This is a genomic window from Actinoplanes sp. URMC 104 (genome assembly GCF_051386375.1).
GTDB lineage: Bacteria > Actinomycetota > Actinomycetes > Mycobacteriales > Micromonosporaceae > Actinoplanes.
Window position 1 is genome coordinate 2,305,410 of sequence record NZ_JBPQTO010000002.1, and the last position, 15,302, is coordinate 2,320,711.

Here is a 15,302-nt window from a genome sequence, read left to right on the forward strand (position 1 = left end):
CTTCCTAGGTTTGTGCCATGCCCGGTCCGTACACGGCGGACGGGCGGGAAGGCACACCATGGGGACCATCACCGTCGGCATCGAGGGCTCGACCAGCGTCGAGCTCTACTACGAGGACCACGGCTCCGGCCAGCCGGTCGTCCTGATCCACGGCTACCCGTTGGACGGGCAGTCGTGGGAGAAGCAGACCGATGCGCTGGTCAAGGCCGGCTACCGCGTCATCACCTACGACCGCCGGGGCTTCGGCCGGTCGAGCAAGACCATGACCGGCTATGACTACGACACCTTCGCCGGCGACCTGGACAAGGTCCTGACGCAGCTCGACCTGCATGACGTCGTCCTCGTCGGGTTCTCGATGGGTTCGGGCGAGGTCGCCCGCTACCTCGGCACCTACGGCTCGCAGCGGGTGGCGAAGGCGGCCTTCCTGGGCGCGCTCCAGCCGTTCCTGCTGCAGGCGGAGGACAACCCCACGGGCGTGCCGCAGTCGGTGTTCGACGGCATCGCACAGCAGGCCGAAGCCGACCGCTACGCCTGGTACGAGAACTTCTTCGTCGACTTCTTCAACACCGACGAGACGCTGGGGTCCCGGCTCAGCGAGGCCGCGCTTCGCGCGAACTGGGCCACCGCCATCGGCTCGGCACCCATCGCGGCGTATGCGTGCGTCCCGGCGTGGCTGACGGACTTCCGGGCCGATGTGGAGCGCATCGACGTGCCCTCGCTGATCCTGCACGGCACCGCTGACCGCATCCTGCCGATCGACGCCACCGCCCGCGAGTTCCGCCGCCGCCTGCCCGACGCACGGTACGTCGAAATCGACGGCGCTCCGCACGGCCTGCTGCTCACCCACGCAGCCGAGGTCAACGCCGCTCTGCTCACCTTCCTCGCAGACTGAGAGTTCTGACATGCAAACGCTCAAGCACCGCGTCACCGTACGCATCACCGCTCTTCTGGCCGCGCTTGTCGCTGTCGCCGCGGCCGGCACGTCGAACGCGGTAGCCGCCCGCCCCGCCACGCAGAAGCCCACGATCGTTCTCGTCCACGGCGCCTTCGCCGACGGCGCAAGCTGGAACCCCGTCATCGAGCGACTGCAGCGGCGCGGTTTCACCGCTGTCGCCGTCGCCAACCCGCTGCGTGGAGTCCGTTCCGACGCCGAGGCCCTCGACGCGCGTCTCGCCGGCATCGACGGGCCCGTGGTGCTCGTCGGCCACTCCTACGGCGGTGCCGTCATCACCAACGTGAAGGCGCGCTCCCCGAAGGTCAAGGCGCTGGTGTACGTCGCCGCGTTCGCTCCGGCCGAGGGCGAGGCCGCAGCACAGCTCGCCGCGAAGTACCCCGGCAGCACGCTGGGTGAGACGCTGGCGCCGGTCGCACTGCCCGACGGCTCGAACGACCTCTACATCAAGCCGTCGTTGTTCCGGCAGCAGTTCGCCGCCGACGTCCCGGCGCGGCAGGCCGCCCTCATGGCGAGCACACAGCGTCCCATCCGGGACGCTGCGCTGGCTGAGGCGTCCGGTAAGCCTGCCTGGGCGAGCATCCCCTCGTGGTTCCTGCTGGCCGGCGCCGACAAGAACATCCCCCTTCAGGCGCAGAAGTTCATGGCGGACCGCGCCGGCTCCCGCGCCACCGTGACGGTCCAGGGCGCTTCGCACGCCGTGGCGGTCTCGCGTCCGGACACGGTTGTCAAGCTCATCGTCCGCGCCGCGGGCTGACCCGCCTCGGAGCCGTTGGCTACAGGTCGCGCCCGCGCTGCGACGGTCTCGCACGGGGAGAGCGGGGGAGCGACCTGTCACACGATCCGTGAAGTTCGGTGATCACGGCCTCGAACGGCACGACGCTGTCTCCCTGGGCGGGCTACGGAGTCATGCTCGTGTGGGTGGTGGGGGTGGTGCGGCGAAGGGATGCCTGAGGCGGCGTCGGAGCCACGAGCTCAGCCGCCGGGATCCCCGCTACGGATTGGCGGTCAGGGTTCGAGTCCCTTCGGGCGCGAACCCAGCCGCGCCGCCGACCTACTGTGGAGGATCCAACCGAGTGTGAGTGCGAACCTGGCCCGGTTCTTCTCGGTGGCTCCATGCCCGACCGCGTAGTCGCCGAGCGCCACTACGGCCTCGCTCCCCCGTGGCGTCGCACTGATCGCGATGGGCCGGCCGTCCGCATGGGCGCCGTGGCCTTCGGCGGCGGAGTAGCGATTGCCGAGGAATGGCAGGTCGATCACGCCGAGGACGGATCGGTTCTCCGTGATGAGGGCGAGCGAGATGGCGCAGAGCGGTGAGCCGTGGACGAGGTTGACGGTGCCGTCCACGGGGTCGAGGGCCCACAGCAGTCGCTCCGTCGCTCCGCTCAGGCCGTTCTCCTCGCCGAGGAAGCCGATCTCCGGAGTCTGTTCCGACAGGAAGGCACGCACCCGGTCCTCGATGGCGTAATCGACTTCGCTCGCCATGTCCCGATCGCCCTTGGCGGTCAGCACACCGGGCTGCATGGTGCGGATGAGATCCTGAGCGACGTCCAGTGCTCGATGAGCGACCGGCAAAAGGTCCGTGTAGTCGGTCATCGAAGCTGAACTCCGTGCTTCACCTGCACCAGGCGGAGATCCCAGCCGGGCATGCCGTCCGCCGCGAAGGTGAGAACCGGAGTGAAGGCGTCGGCGGCGGGTCGGCCGGCGTGCTCCCATTGCTGCAACCAGCCCCGCAACGCCTGCAGCGAAGGCGACCGTGGGCTGTCGGCAACGATGACGCCGTCGGTCTGCAGGACGGCGGCCGAATGGGGCGTGGTGTGGCCGATGCCTCGCACCTCGGCACGCAGCGAGACCATGCTCAGCTGTGGGCCGGCGTGGACCGCGGTGTGGGCGTTCCACGGTCGCCAGTCGACCGGGCCCTGCTCGTAGGCCTCGGTGTGGCCGGCGTTCATCAGCAGGTCCAGGGCGGTACGGGCGCCGGTGTGCAGCCAGTCGTCCTCCGCGCGCCACGCGATCGCGATCCACGACGGAGCCGGTTGCGGGATGCACCAGTCCACCCAGCGGGGCGGCACGGTGAGGACGTCGGCGACCGCTGCGACGGTGCTCTGCGCGTACCCGCCGAAGGTGAACGCCTCCACGCGTGGCCGGCGGTTGTCGAGGACGATGTTGGCGATGACGGTCGTGGACGGCAGCGCCGCGATCGGGAGGCACGCCACCAGCCGTCCGCCGGGCGTCAGCTGGTCGATCCAGGCGGCCGGGAGTCGCGGCGGCGTGCACCAGGCCACGATGCGGTCGTACGGCGCCTCGCCCGGATAGCCGGCCATGCCGTCCGCGTGGTGACAGCGCACGGTGGTGACGCCGCGCTCGTGGTGCAGCAGGTTCGCCCAGCCGGCGAGGTGCATGTCGACGTCGACGCTGACCACCCGACCGTGGGGGCCGACGAGTTCGGCCAGCAGCGCGCCGGAGTAGCCGGATCCGGTGCCGATCTCCAGCACCCGTGCCCCGGTGGGGACGTCGAGCGAACGCAGCTCCCGGTGGATCGAGGCCGGCTCCGAGCGGTGCACGGTCTCGCCCCGCTGCTCGTTGTGGGTGTAGAAGGTCGCCGAAACGGTGCTGAACGGATCGTCGGAGCTGTCCACACGCCTCCTCGGCGCTAGCAGGAGATGACGAGCCGGCGGCCGGCAGGAGATGACGAGTCGGCGGCGGTCAGCAGGAGATGACGAGGTCGGCGCGGGGGCGGGTGGCGGTGATCAGGCGGGCGTTGGCCTCGTCGGAGCCGAGGACCCACGCGCGGGCGGCGGCGGGCTGTTTGCCGTGCTCGATGTGGCGGTGGATCAGGCGTTCGACGCGCACGGAGTCGCTGATGTGCACGTACCACGTCTCGTCGAGCAGGGGGCGTACGCCGGTCCAAGGCCCGTCGTCGAGCAGCAGGTAGTTGCCCTCGGTGACCACCAGCGGCACGGTCGGCGGCGCGGGGATCGCGCCGGCGATCGGCTCCTCCAGGCGGCGGTCGAAGGTCGGGGCGTAGACGACGTCGGGGCCGGGGTGGCGCAGCCGCGTCAGCAGCGCCACGTAGCCGGCGGCGTCGAAGGTGTCAGGGGCGCCCTTGCGGTCGCGGCGACCCAGGCGGTCGAGCTCGGCGCCGGCCAGGTGGAAGCCGTCCATGGGGACCAGGACGGCCGCGGGTGCGAGGGCGTCGACCAGCTGCGCCGCCAGAGTGGACTTGCCGGCGCCGGGCGCGCCGACGAGCCCGAGCAGTCGCCGCGGCCCGGTGGCCAGCCGCCGGGCGCGGGCCACGAGATGGTCGAACGGCACGGCCGGTTCGGTCATGGGCGCCCCACCGGGGGCCGGTCGAGCAGCGCGACGGCCAGCTCGCCCCAGGAGTCGATCACCCTGCGTACGCCTGCTTCGGTGAAGGCGGCGCGGCGGCTGTCGCGATCGCCGGGGGCGACGAACATCAGGTTGCCGACCGTGGGGATGCCTGCTGCGACGGCCGACTGGGCGCCGGGCAGGGAGTCCTCGATCGCCAGGGCGCTTTCCGGCGCGACGCCGAGGCGTTCGGCGGCGAATAGGTAGACGGCCGGGTCGGGTTTGCTGGTGGGGCGGGCCAGGGAGTCCTCGGCGCTGAAACGGCTCGCGGGTGGGATCAGCTCGGCCAGGCCGGTGGCCCGGAAGCAGGCGTCCAGCCGGGACAGGGCGCTGGAGCTGACCGCGGCCAGCCGGTAGTGGCCGGCCAGCCGGCGCAGCGGGTCGAGCACGGCCGGGTCGGGGCGCAGCACGCTGCCGAGGTAGTCGCTGACCACCTGTTTCTCCTGCGCGACCCAGCCGTCGAGGTGTTCGGGGGTCAGCGTCGCCGCGGAAACACCGTTGGCTCGGGCCAGGTCGATCGCGGTGGTGCGGAAGTTCCGACCGGTGGTGGTCGCCAGCAGATAGTCGGGGGTGTAGGTGGCCGTGACGCCGAGCGAGGCCAGGAACCGGTTGGTGACTCCGGCCGAGGCGACGAACGCCGGTTCCTCCGAGGGGAACAGGTTGCCGTCGGCGTCGAGCAGCAGCACGCGGACGTCGGCGCCGCGCAGGGCTGAGCTCACCGCACACCGCGCACGGTCAGCCACGTCTGGATCGTCTCGCGCGGCCCGGCGGCGAGCGCCTCCGACGCCACGTGCAGGTCGCGGACGAACGAGGGGATGTCGGCGAGGCTGTCGAACACGTCCCTCATGTCGAGCAGCGGGCGCGGGTCGGCGCCCTTCTCGCGGGCCCGGGGAACCATCTCGTCCTGGCGCGAGCCCTCGATGTCGATCGGGTCGCCCGCGTAGTCCTCGCCCTCCAGGTACCGGAACCAGCCGGCCACCGCCAGCGTCAGCAGCGCGTGCGGCCGGTCGGCGTCGATCGCCTCGCGGATCGAGGGCAGCAGATAGGAGGGCACCTTCGTGGAGCCCCGCCGGCACAGGCGGCTGAGCTGGTCGGCGATCTGCGGGTTGGCCAGCCGCTCGAGCAGCGACGTCTTGTAGGCGGCCAGATCCAGACCCTCGACGCGGGGCAGCAGCGGCGTCACCTCGTCGACCAGGGCGGCGATGAACGCGGCGTACGCGGGATCGGCCATCACCTCGGCCGTGGTGCGGTAGCCGGCCAGGTATCCGAGGTAGCCGAGGGCGCAGTGGCTGGCGTTGAGCAGCCGTTTCTTGGTCAGCTCGTACGGGGCGACGTCGTCCACGAACTGCACGCCGACCTGGTCCAGCGGCGGCCGGCCGTTGCTGAAGCTGTCCTCGACGACCCACTGCGAGAACGGCTCCGTGATCACCGGCCAGCGGTCGGCGACACCGAACGAGCCGACGATCGCGTCGCGTTCCTCCGGCGTGGTCTCCGGGGTGATCCGGTCGACCATGCTGCTCGGGAACGCCACCTCCGCCTCGATCCACCGGGCCAGTTCCGGGTCGCGCAGCTCGGCGAACGAGACCACCATGGTGCGCGCCGCGGTGCCGTTGCCGGGGATGTTGTCGCACGAGAGCACCGTGAACGGCGCCACGCCCGCCTGCCGGCGGCGATCGAGCGCCTCGACCAGATAGCCGAACACGGCGTCCGGGCGTCCCGGGTCCTCCAGGTCGGGAGCCACCAGCGGGTCGTCGACGGCGAACTCTCCCTCGGCGTTCAGGTTGTAGCCGTTGCCCGTGATCGTCAGCGTCACCAGCCGGGTGGCGGGGTCGGCGAGCGCGTCGAGCACCTCCTCGCCCTGCTCCGGCGCGAACAGGTAGCGGCCCATCACGCCGATCACCCGTGCGGCCGACCCCTCGCGGCCGCGCTCGACCACCATGTACAGGCAGTCCTGGGACTGCAGCACCTCACCCATCTGCGGCGAGCGCAGCCCGACACCCGTCAGCCCCCAGTCGTCGGCCAGGCCGCGACGGGCCAGCTCGTCGAAGTACACCGCCTGGTGGGCGCGGTGGAAGCCGCCAACGCCGATGTGCACGACCCCGGGGCGCAGCGCGGCGCGGTCGTAGGACGGAACGTCGACGCCGTCCGGCAGCGAGCGCAGCGTCGCGTCGGTCAACGGTGACGCCTCGGCGGTGACGGCGGCGGCAGCTGATGCAGTCATGCAGATCCATTTCCTGGTACGGGATGCCGGCCACGTGGCGCGGGCGGCGGTGAGTTGCTCAGGTCGAGGCGACGGCCCGGGTTCGCGGAGCTTCCCCGGGCTCGCGGCGCAGCCTGCTCAGGGCCGCGGTCACCGCTTCACCGGGACGGATACGCCGGCCGACCAGTCGGGTGAACGCGCTGTGCCGCAACACCCGGCCGGGATAGCTGCCGTGCACCTGTCCGGGCCCGTCCAGCGGAGCGTCCACATTGTCGGTCCCGTTGTCCGGCCGGTCCGTGCGTTGCGTTCCCACGCCGAGGCGGCGGATCGACAGCAGCGCGTCGGTGAGGGCGGGCGAGAGCCGCTGACCGAGGAAGAAGCCCACCGCCGAGCCGCCGACGGGTATCTCCCGCCGTGGGTGGGTGGCCGCGTACACGATGCTGTCGGCGACCAGTTCGGGCGCGTACACCGGCGGCGGGGGCTTGACCATCGCGCCCAGCTTGCTGCGGGCGTGCTCGAAGAACGGCGTGTCGATCGAGGCCGGGAGGATGGTGCTGACCGCGATCGGCACACCCTCCTGAGCCAGCTCCATGCGCAGGCAGTCGTAGAACGCGCGCAGGGCGAACTTGCTCGCCGTGTACGGCCCGTGCAGGGGCACCGCCCGCACGCCCTCCACCGAAGCGACGCCGATCATCGTGCCGCCGCCGGACCGGCGCAGGGCCGGCAGCGCGGCGTGCACGCCGTGCACCTGGCCGAGGAAGTTGACCCGCATGACCCGGTCGAACTCGGCGTCGGTGATGTCCTCGACGCGCCCCCACACGCTGACCGCGGCGTTGTTCACCCAGGTGTCCAGGTGGCCGAAGTGCTGCTCGGCGGTGTCGGCCAGGGCCCGTACGGCCACGGGGTCGGTCACGTCGGTCGGTACCGCGATCGCCGTGCCACCGGCGACGTGGATCTGCGCGGCGAGCACGTCGAGCGCCTCCCGGCTGCGCGCGGCGCACGCCACCTTCGCCCCTCGGGCTGCGAACGCGAACGCGGCTGCCCGGCCGATGCCCGTCGACGCACCGGTGATGACCACTACCTGTTCGGATACCGGTTTGGGCATGTCCTCGCCTCTCTACCAGCCGAGATGTCGCCGTGCCGCCCGGTGGCGACGTGCCGACGACCGGGGCCGGGGCCGCATACCCCTCGGCCTCCGCTCCTAACGGCCCGGGCGAATCACAGGGGAGCGGTCGGCCCGGCGGCTGGTGGTTTCAACCGCCGGACCTGGGCGCGACACTGGCCGGCCAGCGCCGACCCCTGGAGCCCGGCTACCCGGCGATGGGCATCACACACGTACGCGTCTCGTCGCAGCGCGGCCCGGCCGGCCCGGGCGCCGCGTCCATGCCCGTTCACCCATGTCGGGGCGCTCGCGGTTTCCCCGCTCGACACCCCTTCCGCCGACGGTAATGATGGGCGCATGTCGTGGCCGCGATGCGCGGGGCGCGATCGAGGTGGGGGGCGCGTCATGGGCGAGAGAGCGCGTTTCGACGAGCGCCTGGCCACGATCGCCCGCGAACTTCTGCACGAACCCGACGTCCAGCACACCGTGCAGCGTGTGGTCGAGGCCGCCGCGACCCATCTCGGCAGCGAGGTGTTCGCCAGCGTCTCCCTGGTCAAGAAGCGCCGCAGGGTGGAGACGCCGGCCAGCAGCGACGACCGCGCGCTCCGGGCGGACCAGTTGCAGTACGACCTCGCCGAGGGACCCTGCCTGGACGCCATCTGGGAGCAGGAGACGTTCCAGATCGACGACATGACCACCGACGAGCGCTATCCCCGCTGGACGCGAGCGGTCGTCGAGCAGACCGGCCTCCGCAGCAGCCTGTCGCTGCAGCTGTTCACCAACAGGGAGCAGAACAGCCTGGGCGCGCTGAACCTCTACTCGACGCGACCCGGCATGTTCGACAGCGACGTCCGTGGGGACGCGATGGCGTTCGCCGCTCAGGCCGCGATCGCGGTCAGCAGCGCCGCCACCGAGGAGCACCTGCGCTCGGCGATGTCCACGCGCACCGTGATCGGCCAGGCCCAGGGCATCCTGATCGAACGCTTCAAAATCACTCCGAATCAGGCGTTCACGGTGCTCAGCAGGCTCTCCACCGACAGCAACGTCAAGCTTCACGAGGTGGCACGGCGCCTGGTCGAGACCGGTGAGGTGCCTCAGCAGCAGTGAGCAGCGGCGCAGCGCATGCCGCGCCGGGCGGGGCGACGTCGATGCACCGGGTGACGGCCGCGGCGGGGCTCACGGGGTCAGCAGGATCTTGCCCAGGTGGTCGCTGGACTCCATGAGCTCGTGTGCCTTGGCCGCCTCGGCCAGCGGCAGCGTGGTGTGGATGATCGGCTTGACGGCGCCGGCCTCGACGAGCGGCCACACGTCCCGGGCGACCGCGGCCACGATGCGCGCCTTGTCGGCGAGGGGGCGGGCGCGCAGCGACGTCGACGAGACCGAGGCCCGCTTGGCCATCAGCAGGCCGAGGTCGAGCTCGGCCTTGCGACCGCCCTGCATGCCGATCACCGTAAGGCGGCCGCCCGGGGCCAGGGCCTCGATGTTGCGGCTCAGGTATTTCGCGCCCACGATGTCGAGGATCACGTCGGCGCCGCGGCCGTTGAACGCTCGCACGCCGGTCACGAAGTCGTCGGTCGAGTAGTCGATCAGCAGGTCGGCGCCGAGGGCGCGGAGCCCGTCGTGCTTGCTCGTGCGGGCGGTGGCGACGACCGAGGCGCCCAGGGCCTTGCCCAGCTGGATCGCGAACGTGCCGATGCCGCTGCCGCCGCCGTGCACCAGCAGCGTCTCGCCTTTTCGCAGGCGATCACGGTCGACCACGTTCGACCAGACGGTGCAGCTGACCTCGGGCAGCGCGGCCGCCTCGGTGAGCGAGAGACCGGTCGGCACGGGCAGCAGCTGACCGGCCGGCACGGCGACCCTCTCGGCGTAGCCCCCGCCGGCCAGCAGCGCGCTGACCCGTTCGCCGACGTGATGGCCGCTCACGCCCGGCCCGACGGCGCTGATCACGCCGGCGCACTCGAGCCCGGGGTAGTCCGGCGCGCCGGGCGGCGGCGGATAGTGCCCCTGACGCTGGGCGACGTCGGCGCGGTTGACCCCGGCGGCGGTGACGTCGACGACGACCTCGCCCTCGCCGGCCGACGGGTCGGGCACCTCCCGCCGGACGAGCTGCTTGTCCTCGATCACGATCGCGTGCATGCCCTGAGCATGCCCGAGGGGTACGACGAAAAACGGCGGAGCCCGAAAGCTCCGCCGTCTCACCGTCAGCCCACCGACCACTTCTGGTTCGCGGCCCCGGTGCACGACCAGAGCTGGAGCTTGGCGCCGTTGGCCGTGCTGTTGTCCTTCACGTCCAGGCACTTGCCCGAGGCGGTGTTCACGATGTCGCGCGCGGCGGTGACCGTCCACTTCTGACTGGCGACCGTGCCGATGCAGTCCCAAAGGTGCACCACGGCGCCGTCCGCGGTCGAGTTGTTCGCCACGTCGAGGCACTTGCCCAGCCCGCGGATCGTGCCGTCGGCGCCCACGGTCCACTGCTGGTTGGTGTTGTTCGCGGTGCAGTCCCAGAGCTGAGGCTGGTTGCCGTTGGCGGTGGAACCACCGGTCACGTCGAGGCACTTGCCGCCCAGCCCGGTGATCGTCGAGGTGCGCGCGCCGCCGCCGGACTGCGTGCCGCTCCAGGTGAAGGTCGCCGAGGTGCGCGCCGGCAGGCTGTAGACGAACGACTGCCCGCCCCAGTTGACCTTCACGCTCTGCGTGCTCCCGCCGGCGTTGTACGCGATCAGCGCCTTGGAGCCGTCGCTGTTGCGGAACGCCACGTTCGGCACCGTGCCGTTGGCGGTGGAGTCGATGCGGACGGCCCCCGGGCGTACGAACTTGGTCAGGTGGCCCATCGTGTAGTACTCGACGGTGTAGTCGACCTGCCCGCTGCGCGCGTCGCCGCGGTGCACCGTGACCAGGCCGGTGCAGGTGCCGCAGCCGCCGTTGTGCGGGCCCATGTTCTGGTCGACCGCCAGCGACCACTTCGTCCAGCTGCGGCCCCAGTTGCGGAAGTAGTCGACCAGGTCGCCCATGTCCTCGGCGTGCTGGTCGGCCACCCAGGTGCCGCCGGAGTGCTCGGTCATGTACGCGTTGACCGACGGGTACTGGTTGTGCACGGCGGTCGCGGTCGACGGGTTGCCGCCGTAGTCGTGCCACGCGATGCCGCCGAAGTTGGGGTGGTTGCGGATGGCGGCGTCGGACACGAGCGGCGCGACCCACTGGTCGTACGTGTCGAAGTTCCAGTCGCCGACGAGCAGCTTGGTGGAGAGCCCGGCCGCCTGCAGCGCCGGCAGGAGGTCGTTCTTCGCGAACGACTGCAGACCCGGCACCGGCCACTGCATCGAGGGGTAGCCGGGGCAGCAGCCGGGCTCGTTCTGCTCGGTGACGTACCGGATCGGCACGCCCTGCGCCTGGTAGCCCTGGATGTAGCGGACGAAGTACTGGGCGTACGTCTTGTAGTACTGCGCCTGCAGGTAACCCTGGCTGTAGGCGTTGTTGTCCTTCATCCACGGCGGCGCCGACCAGGGCGAGGCCATGACGAAGGCGGACGGGTTGAGGCCGATCGCCTGCTTCGTGAGCGCCAGGATGTCGGCGTCGCGGGCGAGCGAGAAGTCGTTGAGGTCGCAGCAGGTGGTGTCGTACGAGTAGCTGTTCTGCGCCAGGTCGGACGAGCCGATGACGTTGCGGATCGCGCTCACGCCGATGCCCGAGGCGGGGCTGAACAGCTTGCTCATCACGTCGTTCTGCGCGGCCGCGGACAGCGAGCGCAGGTTGACGGCGGCCGTGTCGGTGATCGACGCGCCGGCGCCCTCGAACTGCTGGTAGGTCGTGTTCTCGTCGACCGTGATCGTCTGGGCCGCGGATCCGCCGCCGGTGGAGAACGCGACCGGTGACTGTTGTTGCAGCCCGCGCGTGACGGTGCGGCCGCCGCTGTCGCTGGTGGTGGTCAGATAGATGTTGACCGTCTCGTTGGCGGCGAACGCGTCGGGCGCGACGAGAACGGCCGCCGAGACGACCGCGGCCGCGGAGACGGCCCACGCGGTCTTTCTGGTTGCGGGGATGGACATGACGGGGGACTCCCTTGCCTGAGGTGGGGGCCTTGGCCGGGAAAGGTAAAGGCGGTGAACAATAAACATGGCCGTCGATGCAGTGTCAACCGGCAAGAGACCGCTTGGAGAGCGCATTCCAGCAGCTTGTCACCCTGTTAAGACTCTTAATTTAAGTTTGGCTGTGGACTCCCCGCCGGGACGCGCGCGGGGGTCTGGCACACTGGGACGGCAACACGGGAGGGCTCGCCTAGTGGCCGATGGCGCCGGTCTTGAAAACCGGTAAGGGGAAACTCTTCGTGGGTTCGAATCCCACGCCCTCCGCACCACAATGCCCACGTCAGCGCGGTGCCGTCCTGGGCACGGAAGGCAGCTCCCCGTACGCCTCGAGTACGGCGACCATCTCCGCGAGTGCGGCGGTGAGCCGGGCGCGCATGGCGTGGCCCGAGGGCCATCGACGCCGCGGGAGGCGCCGCCGATCGCACATGTCCGGGCCAGGCTCTCGCGGGCGTGGTCGGCGCCCAACCATCGCGAGGTGATCGGGGCTTTGCTGCCCGATCTGATCCGGGACGGTCAGACCGCCGTCCGGCAGGCCGACACCGCCCCGGGACGTCGCGCGGCGCAATCCGTGCTGGCGGAGATCTACTCGCTCGCGCAGTTCTTCGTGGCGTACCAGCCGGACGCGGCACTGCTGTGGCGGGTTTCCGAACGCGGGTTGATGGCGGCTCAGGAGTCCGAGGACCCGCGTGCTATCGGCGTGGCCGCCTGGCTGGCCGCACAAGCGCACCGCGACGCTGGGCCGGCGCTACCATCCGGTGACCTCGTTCTCCCAAGCGATCATGGGAGCGCACGCAGTGACCATCGCTGTTGAGCTTCGTCAGGGCGGCGAGTCGGTACGACAAGCTGCGGCGACCGATGCGGTGATCATCCCGTCCCGCCCCCGCCGCGCCCGGCACCGGATCGAAGAGGCACGCGGCTACCAACTCGACGGACAGGCGGACGTCGCCCTCGCCACCCTGGAGAAGGCGTACGAGGCAGCTCCGGAAACGATCAAGTACAACGGCTTCGCCAAGCGGATCGTCCTGGGAGAGGCGGAGTCCAGAGTTCCGGCCCGGCGTCAGCGCGCCAGTGAACTCGCCGTGAAGATCGGCCTGCTGGCCGCGTAGCGGTGCGGGCACAAACTGTGCCTCTGCTGCTCACGCCCCCGCCTCGCTGCGCTCGAAGGACGGTGCGGCGTCGTGACCGGCGTGCTGCATCAGCGCGACCCGTACGGCGCGAACGCGATGGACGTCGACCAGCCGGCAGCGAGGTCGAGCTGCTGCTATGTGACGAGCACGCCGAGAAGGCCCGCCATCTGCACGACCACCGGGTCGGGAGACGGGACCCTCCGGCCTGCGGCGTTGGCTGGGTTCGAACCCCGCCCTCCGTCCCGTCATCGGCCCTGCACGCAGGGGGGCACTTCGCGGTTCGCGTCGAAATGGCTCCAGCACCGGTCCCCGACGTCGTCAATATCCTCTTTCGAGTGATTAAACCAGGAAGATCGTCCCGGTTTGACGGTTTCTGCGGCGCGGCGGCGACGACTCGCGGGATGTGCCGCTCAGCATGAGGGAATCTCGGGCCGAGCAATCGGCCGGTGGGCCCGCGCTCAGCGAAACCCACCTGACGAGCGACATCGGGAGGTCTTATGACCAATACACCGTTGCGTCCCGCGCGGTCCGCGCCCCCGAGGCCGGAGCCGCCCGCGAACGCTCCCCGGCGCGGCAGGAAGCCGTGGATCGCGGGTGGCGTGCTGGCGCTCGTGGCCGCGGGAGTCGCCACTTACACCGTCGCCGGCAACGACAGCCCTCCGGTCGCCCCGCGCCCGGCGCAGACGTCGGCGGCGGTGGCGTCGGCCGAGCCTCAGGCGCTGCTGACGGCCCTGCCGGCCGGCGCCACCGCCTCGGAGGGGACGCTCGCCGTGTCGGTCACCGGCACCGAGTGCGGGCTCGCCTCGCTGGGCGAAGCGGATCTTCCCCTCGCCGCAGACGGCGAGTTCTGCCTGGTCAGCGTCGCCGTGCAGAACAAGGGACAGGAGCCGCGGCTGCTCGATCCCGGTGCTCAGCGCGCCGTCGACGCCGCGGGACGCTCCCATCGGGTGGCCGAGCAGGCCGCAGTGTTCGTGAACGACCAGGACCCGTCGCTGCTCGACGAGATCCCGGCCGGCGCGATCCGTGAGGGCGTGGTGCCGTTCGACGTTCCGAGGGGCACGCGACTCACCGCGCTCGTGCTGCACGAGTCGCCGGACAGTACGGGCGTACGGGTACCACTGTCCTGATCACGGGCATATTTCAGAAATCCACATTCACCGATCGAGTGCGTGACTCGCATTCTTTTCCTCGATTGAGGGAGGGTGATTGTGCGATTTCCGCCCCGCAACATTCCTGATGTGTGTTGGCATGGTCGACGGAATTAACGAGTAGTCCGGGTTCCCATTGCTGTCCGTCTTAGGACGGCGCCGGCGCGGCGCATCGTAATGCCCGCCGAGGGATTCGCGCGAGTGCCCCGGACCGATGTCGGAGGCAACACTGCACTGTCCGTCCCCGAGCCGGGCGTTCACCGCCGGCGCTATCGCGCTGGCCGTCATCTCACCGGCTCTAGACCCTACTGAGCACGCCGCAGAGGCAGTGCCACCCGTCCACCCGGCAGGTCACGACTCCCCGGACGACGTCCGGATCGAGGAACGCGCTGCCACCGCCGAGCGCGCTTCACGCGCCACCCCCCGGCGTTTCGCTCTCGCCCGTGCCGCTGCGGCGGCCCGGCCCCAGACCAACCCCTTCGCCGTTCCGGACGGCGGCCAGGCGCTGCGTGCAGCCGTCGAACTGGCCGTCGCCGACGAGCGGGAGGCACTCCGGACCGCCGAGACGCAGGCGGCGGTCGACCTGCGGGAACACCTGCGCGGTGTCCCGGAGGAGGACGAGCCGGCCGTCACGGACCCGACGGCCCTGTTCCGGGCGGCCGACGTGACCGCCCGGGCGCTGGCCGCCCGGCGGGCGACGCAGCTGCGCCGCGTGGCTGCCCTGCGGCAGGCTCAGGCATTGGCGCAGGTGCAGGTGCAGTCCGACTTCGACGTGCGGCCGGACCGGGCGGTCACGTTCGACGACGAGGTTCGTACGGGGTTCAGGCCCCGCTACAACCGCGCCGTGCCGCGCTACAAGCGGTCGGTGGTCGTCCGGCACGCCATCGCCAAGCGGAGCGGTGAGCGCGTCATGCGGCTGGGCAACGGCATGTCCGCGGTCATCGCGTTCGCCCGCTCGCAGGTCGGCAAGCGCTACGTGACCGGCGGGACAGGCCCGTACGGCTTCGACTGCTCGGGGTTCACCAAGCAGGCGTACGCGCTGGCCGGCATCCGGCTGCCGCACTCGTCCGGAGCCCAGGCGGCGCGGTCCCGGTCCGTCTCGCGCTCGCAGGCCCGTCCCGGCGACCTGGTCGTCGGTCCCGGGCACGTGGGCATCTACATGGGCCGCGGCATGATGATCGACGCGGGCAACCACCGCACGGGTGTGGTCTATCGCAAGGTGTATTCCGGCCTCCGGGTCGCTCGCATCGGACGCTAGAAAAAGAACAGAGGGGCGAAAACGGGTCGCATTGCGGCCCGTTCCACCTCGATCGGCACGC

The 15,302-nt window shown here is 70.9% G+C and carries 15 protein-coding genes and 1 tRNA gene; 8 read left to right on the forward strand and 8 right to left on the reverse strand.

Going from position 1 to position 15,302, the window contains the following annotated elements; genetic code table 11:
* The first annotated feature begins 58 nt into the window (after positions 1-58).
* Both ACSNN8_RS11745 and ACSNN8_RS11750 read left to right on the forward strand, forming a co-directional pair.
* A complete protein-coding gene (locus ACSNN8_RS11745; RefSeq protein ID WP_436648735.1) occupies positions 59-892 on the forward strand; it encodes an alpha/beta fold hydrolase in 834 nt (277 codons plus the stop codon).
* A 10-nt stretch (positions 893-902) separates the two neighbouring features.
* Positions 903-1,709 (forward strand): alpha/beta fold hydrolase, encoded by an 807-nt coding sequence (locus ACSNN8_RS11750; protein ID WP_436648737.1) that lies wholly within the window; start codon positions 903-905, stop codon positions 1,707-1,709.
* Positions 1,710-1,960: 251 nt separating this feature from the next.
* Here the strand turns inward: ACSNN8_RS11750 and ACSNN8_RS11755 are convergent, their stop codons facing one another.
* From ACSNN8_RS11755 to ACSNN8_RS11780, 6 genes are all read right to left on the reverse strand, one after another.
* On the reverse strand, positions 1,961-2,548 hold the full coding sequence (locus ACSNN8_RS11755; protein ID WP_436648738.1) for an inositol monophosphatase family protein: 588 nt from the start codon (positions 2,546-2,548) through the stop codon (positions 1,961-1,963).
* Complete coding sequence (locus ACSNN8_RS11760) at positions 2,545-3,591, reverse strand: protein-L-isoaspartate O-methyltransferase family protein (protein ID WP_436648740.1); 1,047 nt, start codon at positions 3,589-3,591, stop codon at positions 2,545-2,547. Before ACSNN8_RS11760 ends, ACSNN8_RS11755 begins: the two co-directional genes overlap by 4 nt.
* Positions 3,592-3,658: 67 nt before the next feature.
* Positions 3,659-4,282, reverse strand: a complete 624-nt coding sequence (locus tag ACSNN8_RS11765; RefSeq protein WP_436648742.1) for a nucleoside/nucleotide kinase family protein — start codon at positions 4,280-4,282, stop codon at positions 3,659-3,661.
* Entirely contained in the window at positions 4,279-5,064 is a 786-nt protein-coding gene (locus ACSNN8_RS11770) for an HAD family hydrolase (RefSeq protein WP_436648744.1), read from the reverse strand. The genes ACSNN8_RS11765 and ACSNN8_RS11770 overlap by 4 nt, the downstream gene beginning before the upstream one ends.
* Positions 5,037-6,542 (reverse strand): mannitol dehydrogenase family protein, encoded by a 1,506-nt coding sequence (locus ACSNN8_RS11775; protein WP_436648745.1) that lies wholly within the window; start codon positions 6,540-6,542, stop codon positions 5,037-5,039. The genes ACSNN8_RS11770 and ACSNN8_RS11775 overlap by 28 nt, the downstream gene beginning before the upstream one ends.
* 58 nt (positions 6,543-6,600) lie before the next feature.
* Positions 6,601-7,626: an SDR family oxidoreductase gene (locus tag ACSNN8_RS11780; RefSeq protein ID WP_436648747.1), complete on the reverse strand. Its 1,026-nt coding sequence runs from the start codon at positions 7,624-7,626 to the stop codon at positions 6,601-6,603.
* A gap of 402 nt (positions 7,627-8,028) precedes the next feature.
* On the opposite strand from ACSNN8_RS11780, the gene ACSNN8_RS11785 reads away from it, so the two are divergent.
* A complete protein-coding gene (locus tag ACSNN8_RS11785; protein ID WP_436648749.1) occupies positions 8,029-8,730 on the forward strand; it encodes a GAF and ANTAR domain-containing protein in 702 nt (233 codons plus the stop codon).
* A gap of 69 nt (positions 8,731-8,799) precedes the next feature.
* On the opposite strand, the gene ACSNN8_RS11790 is transcribed toward ACSNN8_RS11785, so the two are convergent.
* Both ACSNN8_RS11790 and ACSNN8_RS11795 read right to left on the reverse strand, forming a co-directional pair.
* Positions 8,800-9,759 (reverse strand): NAD(P)H-quinone oxidoreductase, encoded by a 960-nt coding sequence (locus ACSNN8_RS11790; protein WP_436648751.1) that lies wholly within the window; start codon positions 9,757-9,759, stop codon positions 8,800-8,802.
* A gap of 65 nt (positions 9,760-9,824) precedes the next feature.
* Positions 9,825-11,669: a ricin-type beta-trefoil lectin domain protein gene (locus tag ACSNN8_RS11795; RefSeq protein WP_436648752.1), complete on the reverse strand. Its 1,845-nt coding sequence runs from the start codon at positions 11,667-11,669 to the stop codon at positions 9,825-9,827.
* A 218-nt stretch (positions 11,670-11,887) separates the two neighbouring features.
* Between ACSNN8_RS11795 and ACSNN8_RS11800 the strand changes: the two genes are divergently transcribed.
* The 5 genes from ACSNN8_RS11800 to ACSNN8_RS11820 all read left to right on the forward strand — a co-directional run bounded on the left by ACSNN8_RS11800 (position 11,888) and on the right by ACSNN8_RS11820 (position 15,241).
* Positions 11,888-11,972: transfer RNA gene (locus tag ACSNN8_RS11800), tRNA-Ser, on the forward strand.
* 211 nt (positions 11,973-12,183) lie between these two features.
* Entirely contained in the window at positions 12,184-12,519 is a 336-nt protein-coding gene (locus ACSNN8_RS11805) for a hypothetical protein (RefSeq protein ID WP_436648754.1), read from the forward strand.
* A complete protein-coding gene (locus tag ACSNN8_RS11810; RefSeq protein WP_436648756.1) occupies positions 12,503-12,814 on the forward strand; it encodes a hypothetical protein in 312 nt (103 codons plus the stop codon). The genes ACSNN8_RS11805 and ACSNN8_RS11810 overlap by 17 nt, the downstream gene beginning before the upstream one ends.
* Before the next feature lie 518 nt (positions 12,815-13,332).
* Positions 13,333-13,962: a DUF4352 domain-containing protein gene (locus ACSNN8_RS11815; protein ID WP_436648757.1), complete on the forward strand. Its 630-nt coding sequence runs from the start codon at positions 13,333-13,335 to the stop codon at positions 13,960-13,962.
* A 349-nt stretch (positions 13,963-14,311) separates the two neighbouring features.
* The gene (locus tag ACSNN8_RS11820; RefSeq protein WP_436648759.1) at positions 14,312-15,241 is read left to right on the forward strand and encodes a C40 family peptidase; all 930 of its coding nucleotides are present in this window, start codon (positions 14,312-14,314) and stop codon (positions 15,239-15,241) included.
* The last annotated feature ends 61 nt before the right edge of the window (positions 15,242-15,302 follow it).

Coding starts and splice junctions, on each gene's coding strand:
- ACSNN8_RS11765 (WP_436648742.1), bottom strand. CDS start 4,282: ATGACCGAACCGGCCGTGCCGTTCGACCATCTCGTGGCCCGCGCCCGG.
- ACSNN8_RS11755 (WP_436648738.1), bottom strand. CDS start 2,548: ATGACCGACTACACGGACCTTTTGCCGGTCGCTCATCGAGCACTGGAC.
- ACSNN8_RS11780 (WP_436648747.1), bottom strand. CDS start 7,626: ATGCCCAAACCGGTATCCGAACAGGTAGTGGTCATCACCGGTGCGTCG.
- ACSNN8_RS11775 (WP_436648745.1), bottom strand. CDS start 6,542: ATGACTGCATCAGCTGCCGCCGCCGTCACCGCCGAGGCGTCACCGTTG.
- ACSNN8_RS11815 (WP_436648757.1), top strand. CDS start 13,333: ATGACCAATACACCGTTGCGTCCCGCGCGGTCCGCGCCCCCGAGGCCG.
- ACSNN8_RS11795 (WP_436648752.1), bottom strand. CDS start 11,669: ATGTCCATCCCCGCAACCAGAAAGACCGCGTGGGCCGTCTCCGCGGCC.
- ACSNN8_RS11785 (WP_436648749.1), top strand. CDS start 8,029: ATGGGCGAGAGAGCGCGTTTCGACGAGCGCCTGGCCACGATCGCCCGC.
- ACSNN8_RS11790 (WP_436648751.1), bottom strand. CDS start 9,759: ATGCACGCGATCGTGATCGAGGACAAGCAGCTCGTCCGGCGGGAGGTG.
- ACSNN8_RS11750 (WP_436648737.1), top strand. CDS start 903: ATGCAAACGCTCAAGCACCGCGTCACCGTACGCATCACCGCTCTTCTG.
- ACSNN8_RS11745 (WP_436648735.1), top strand. CDS start 59: ATGGGGACCATCACCGTCGGCATCGAGGGCTCGACCAGCGTCGAGCTC.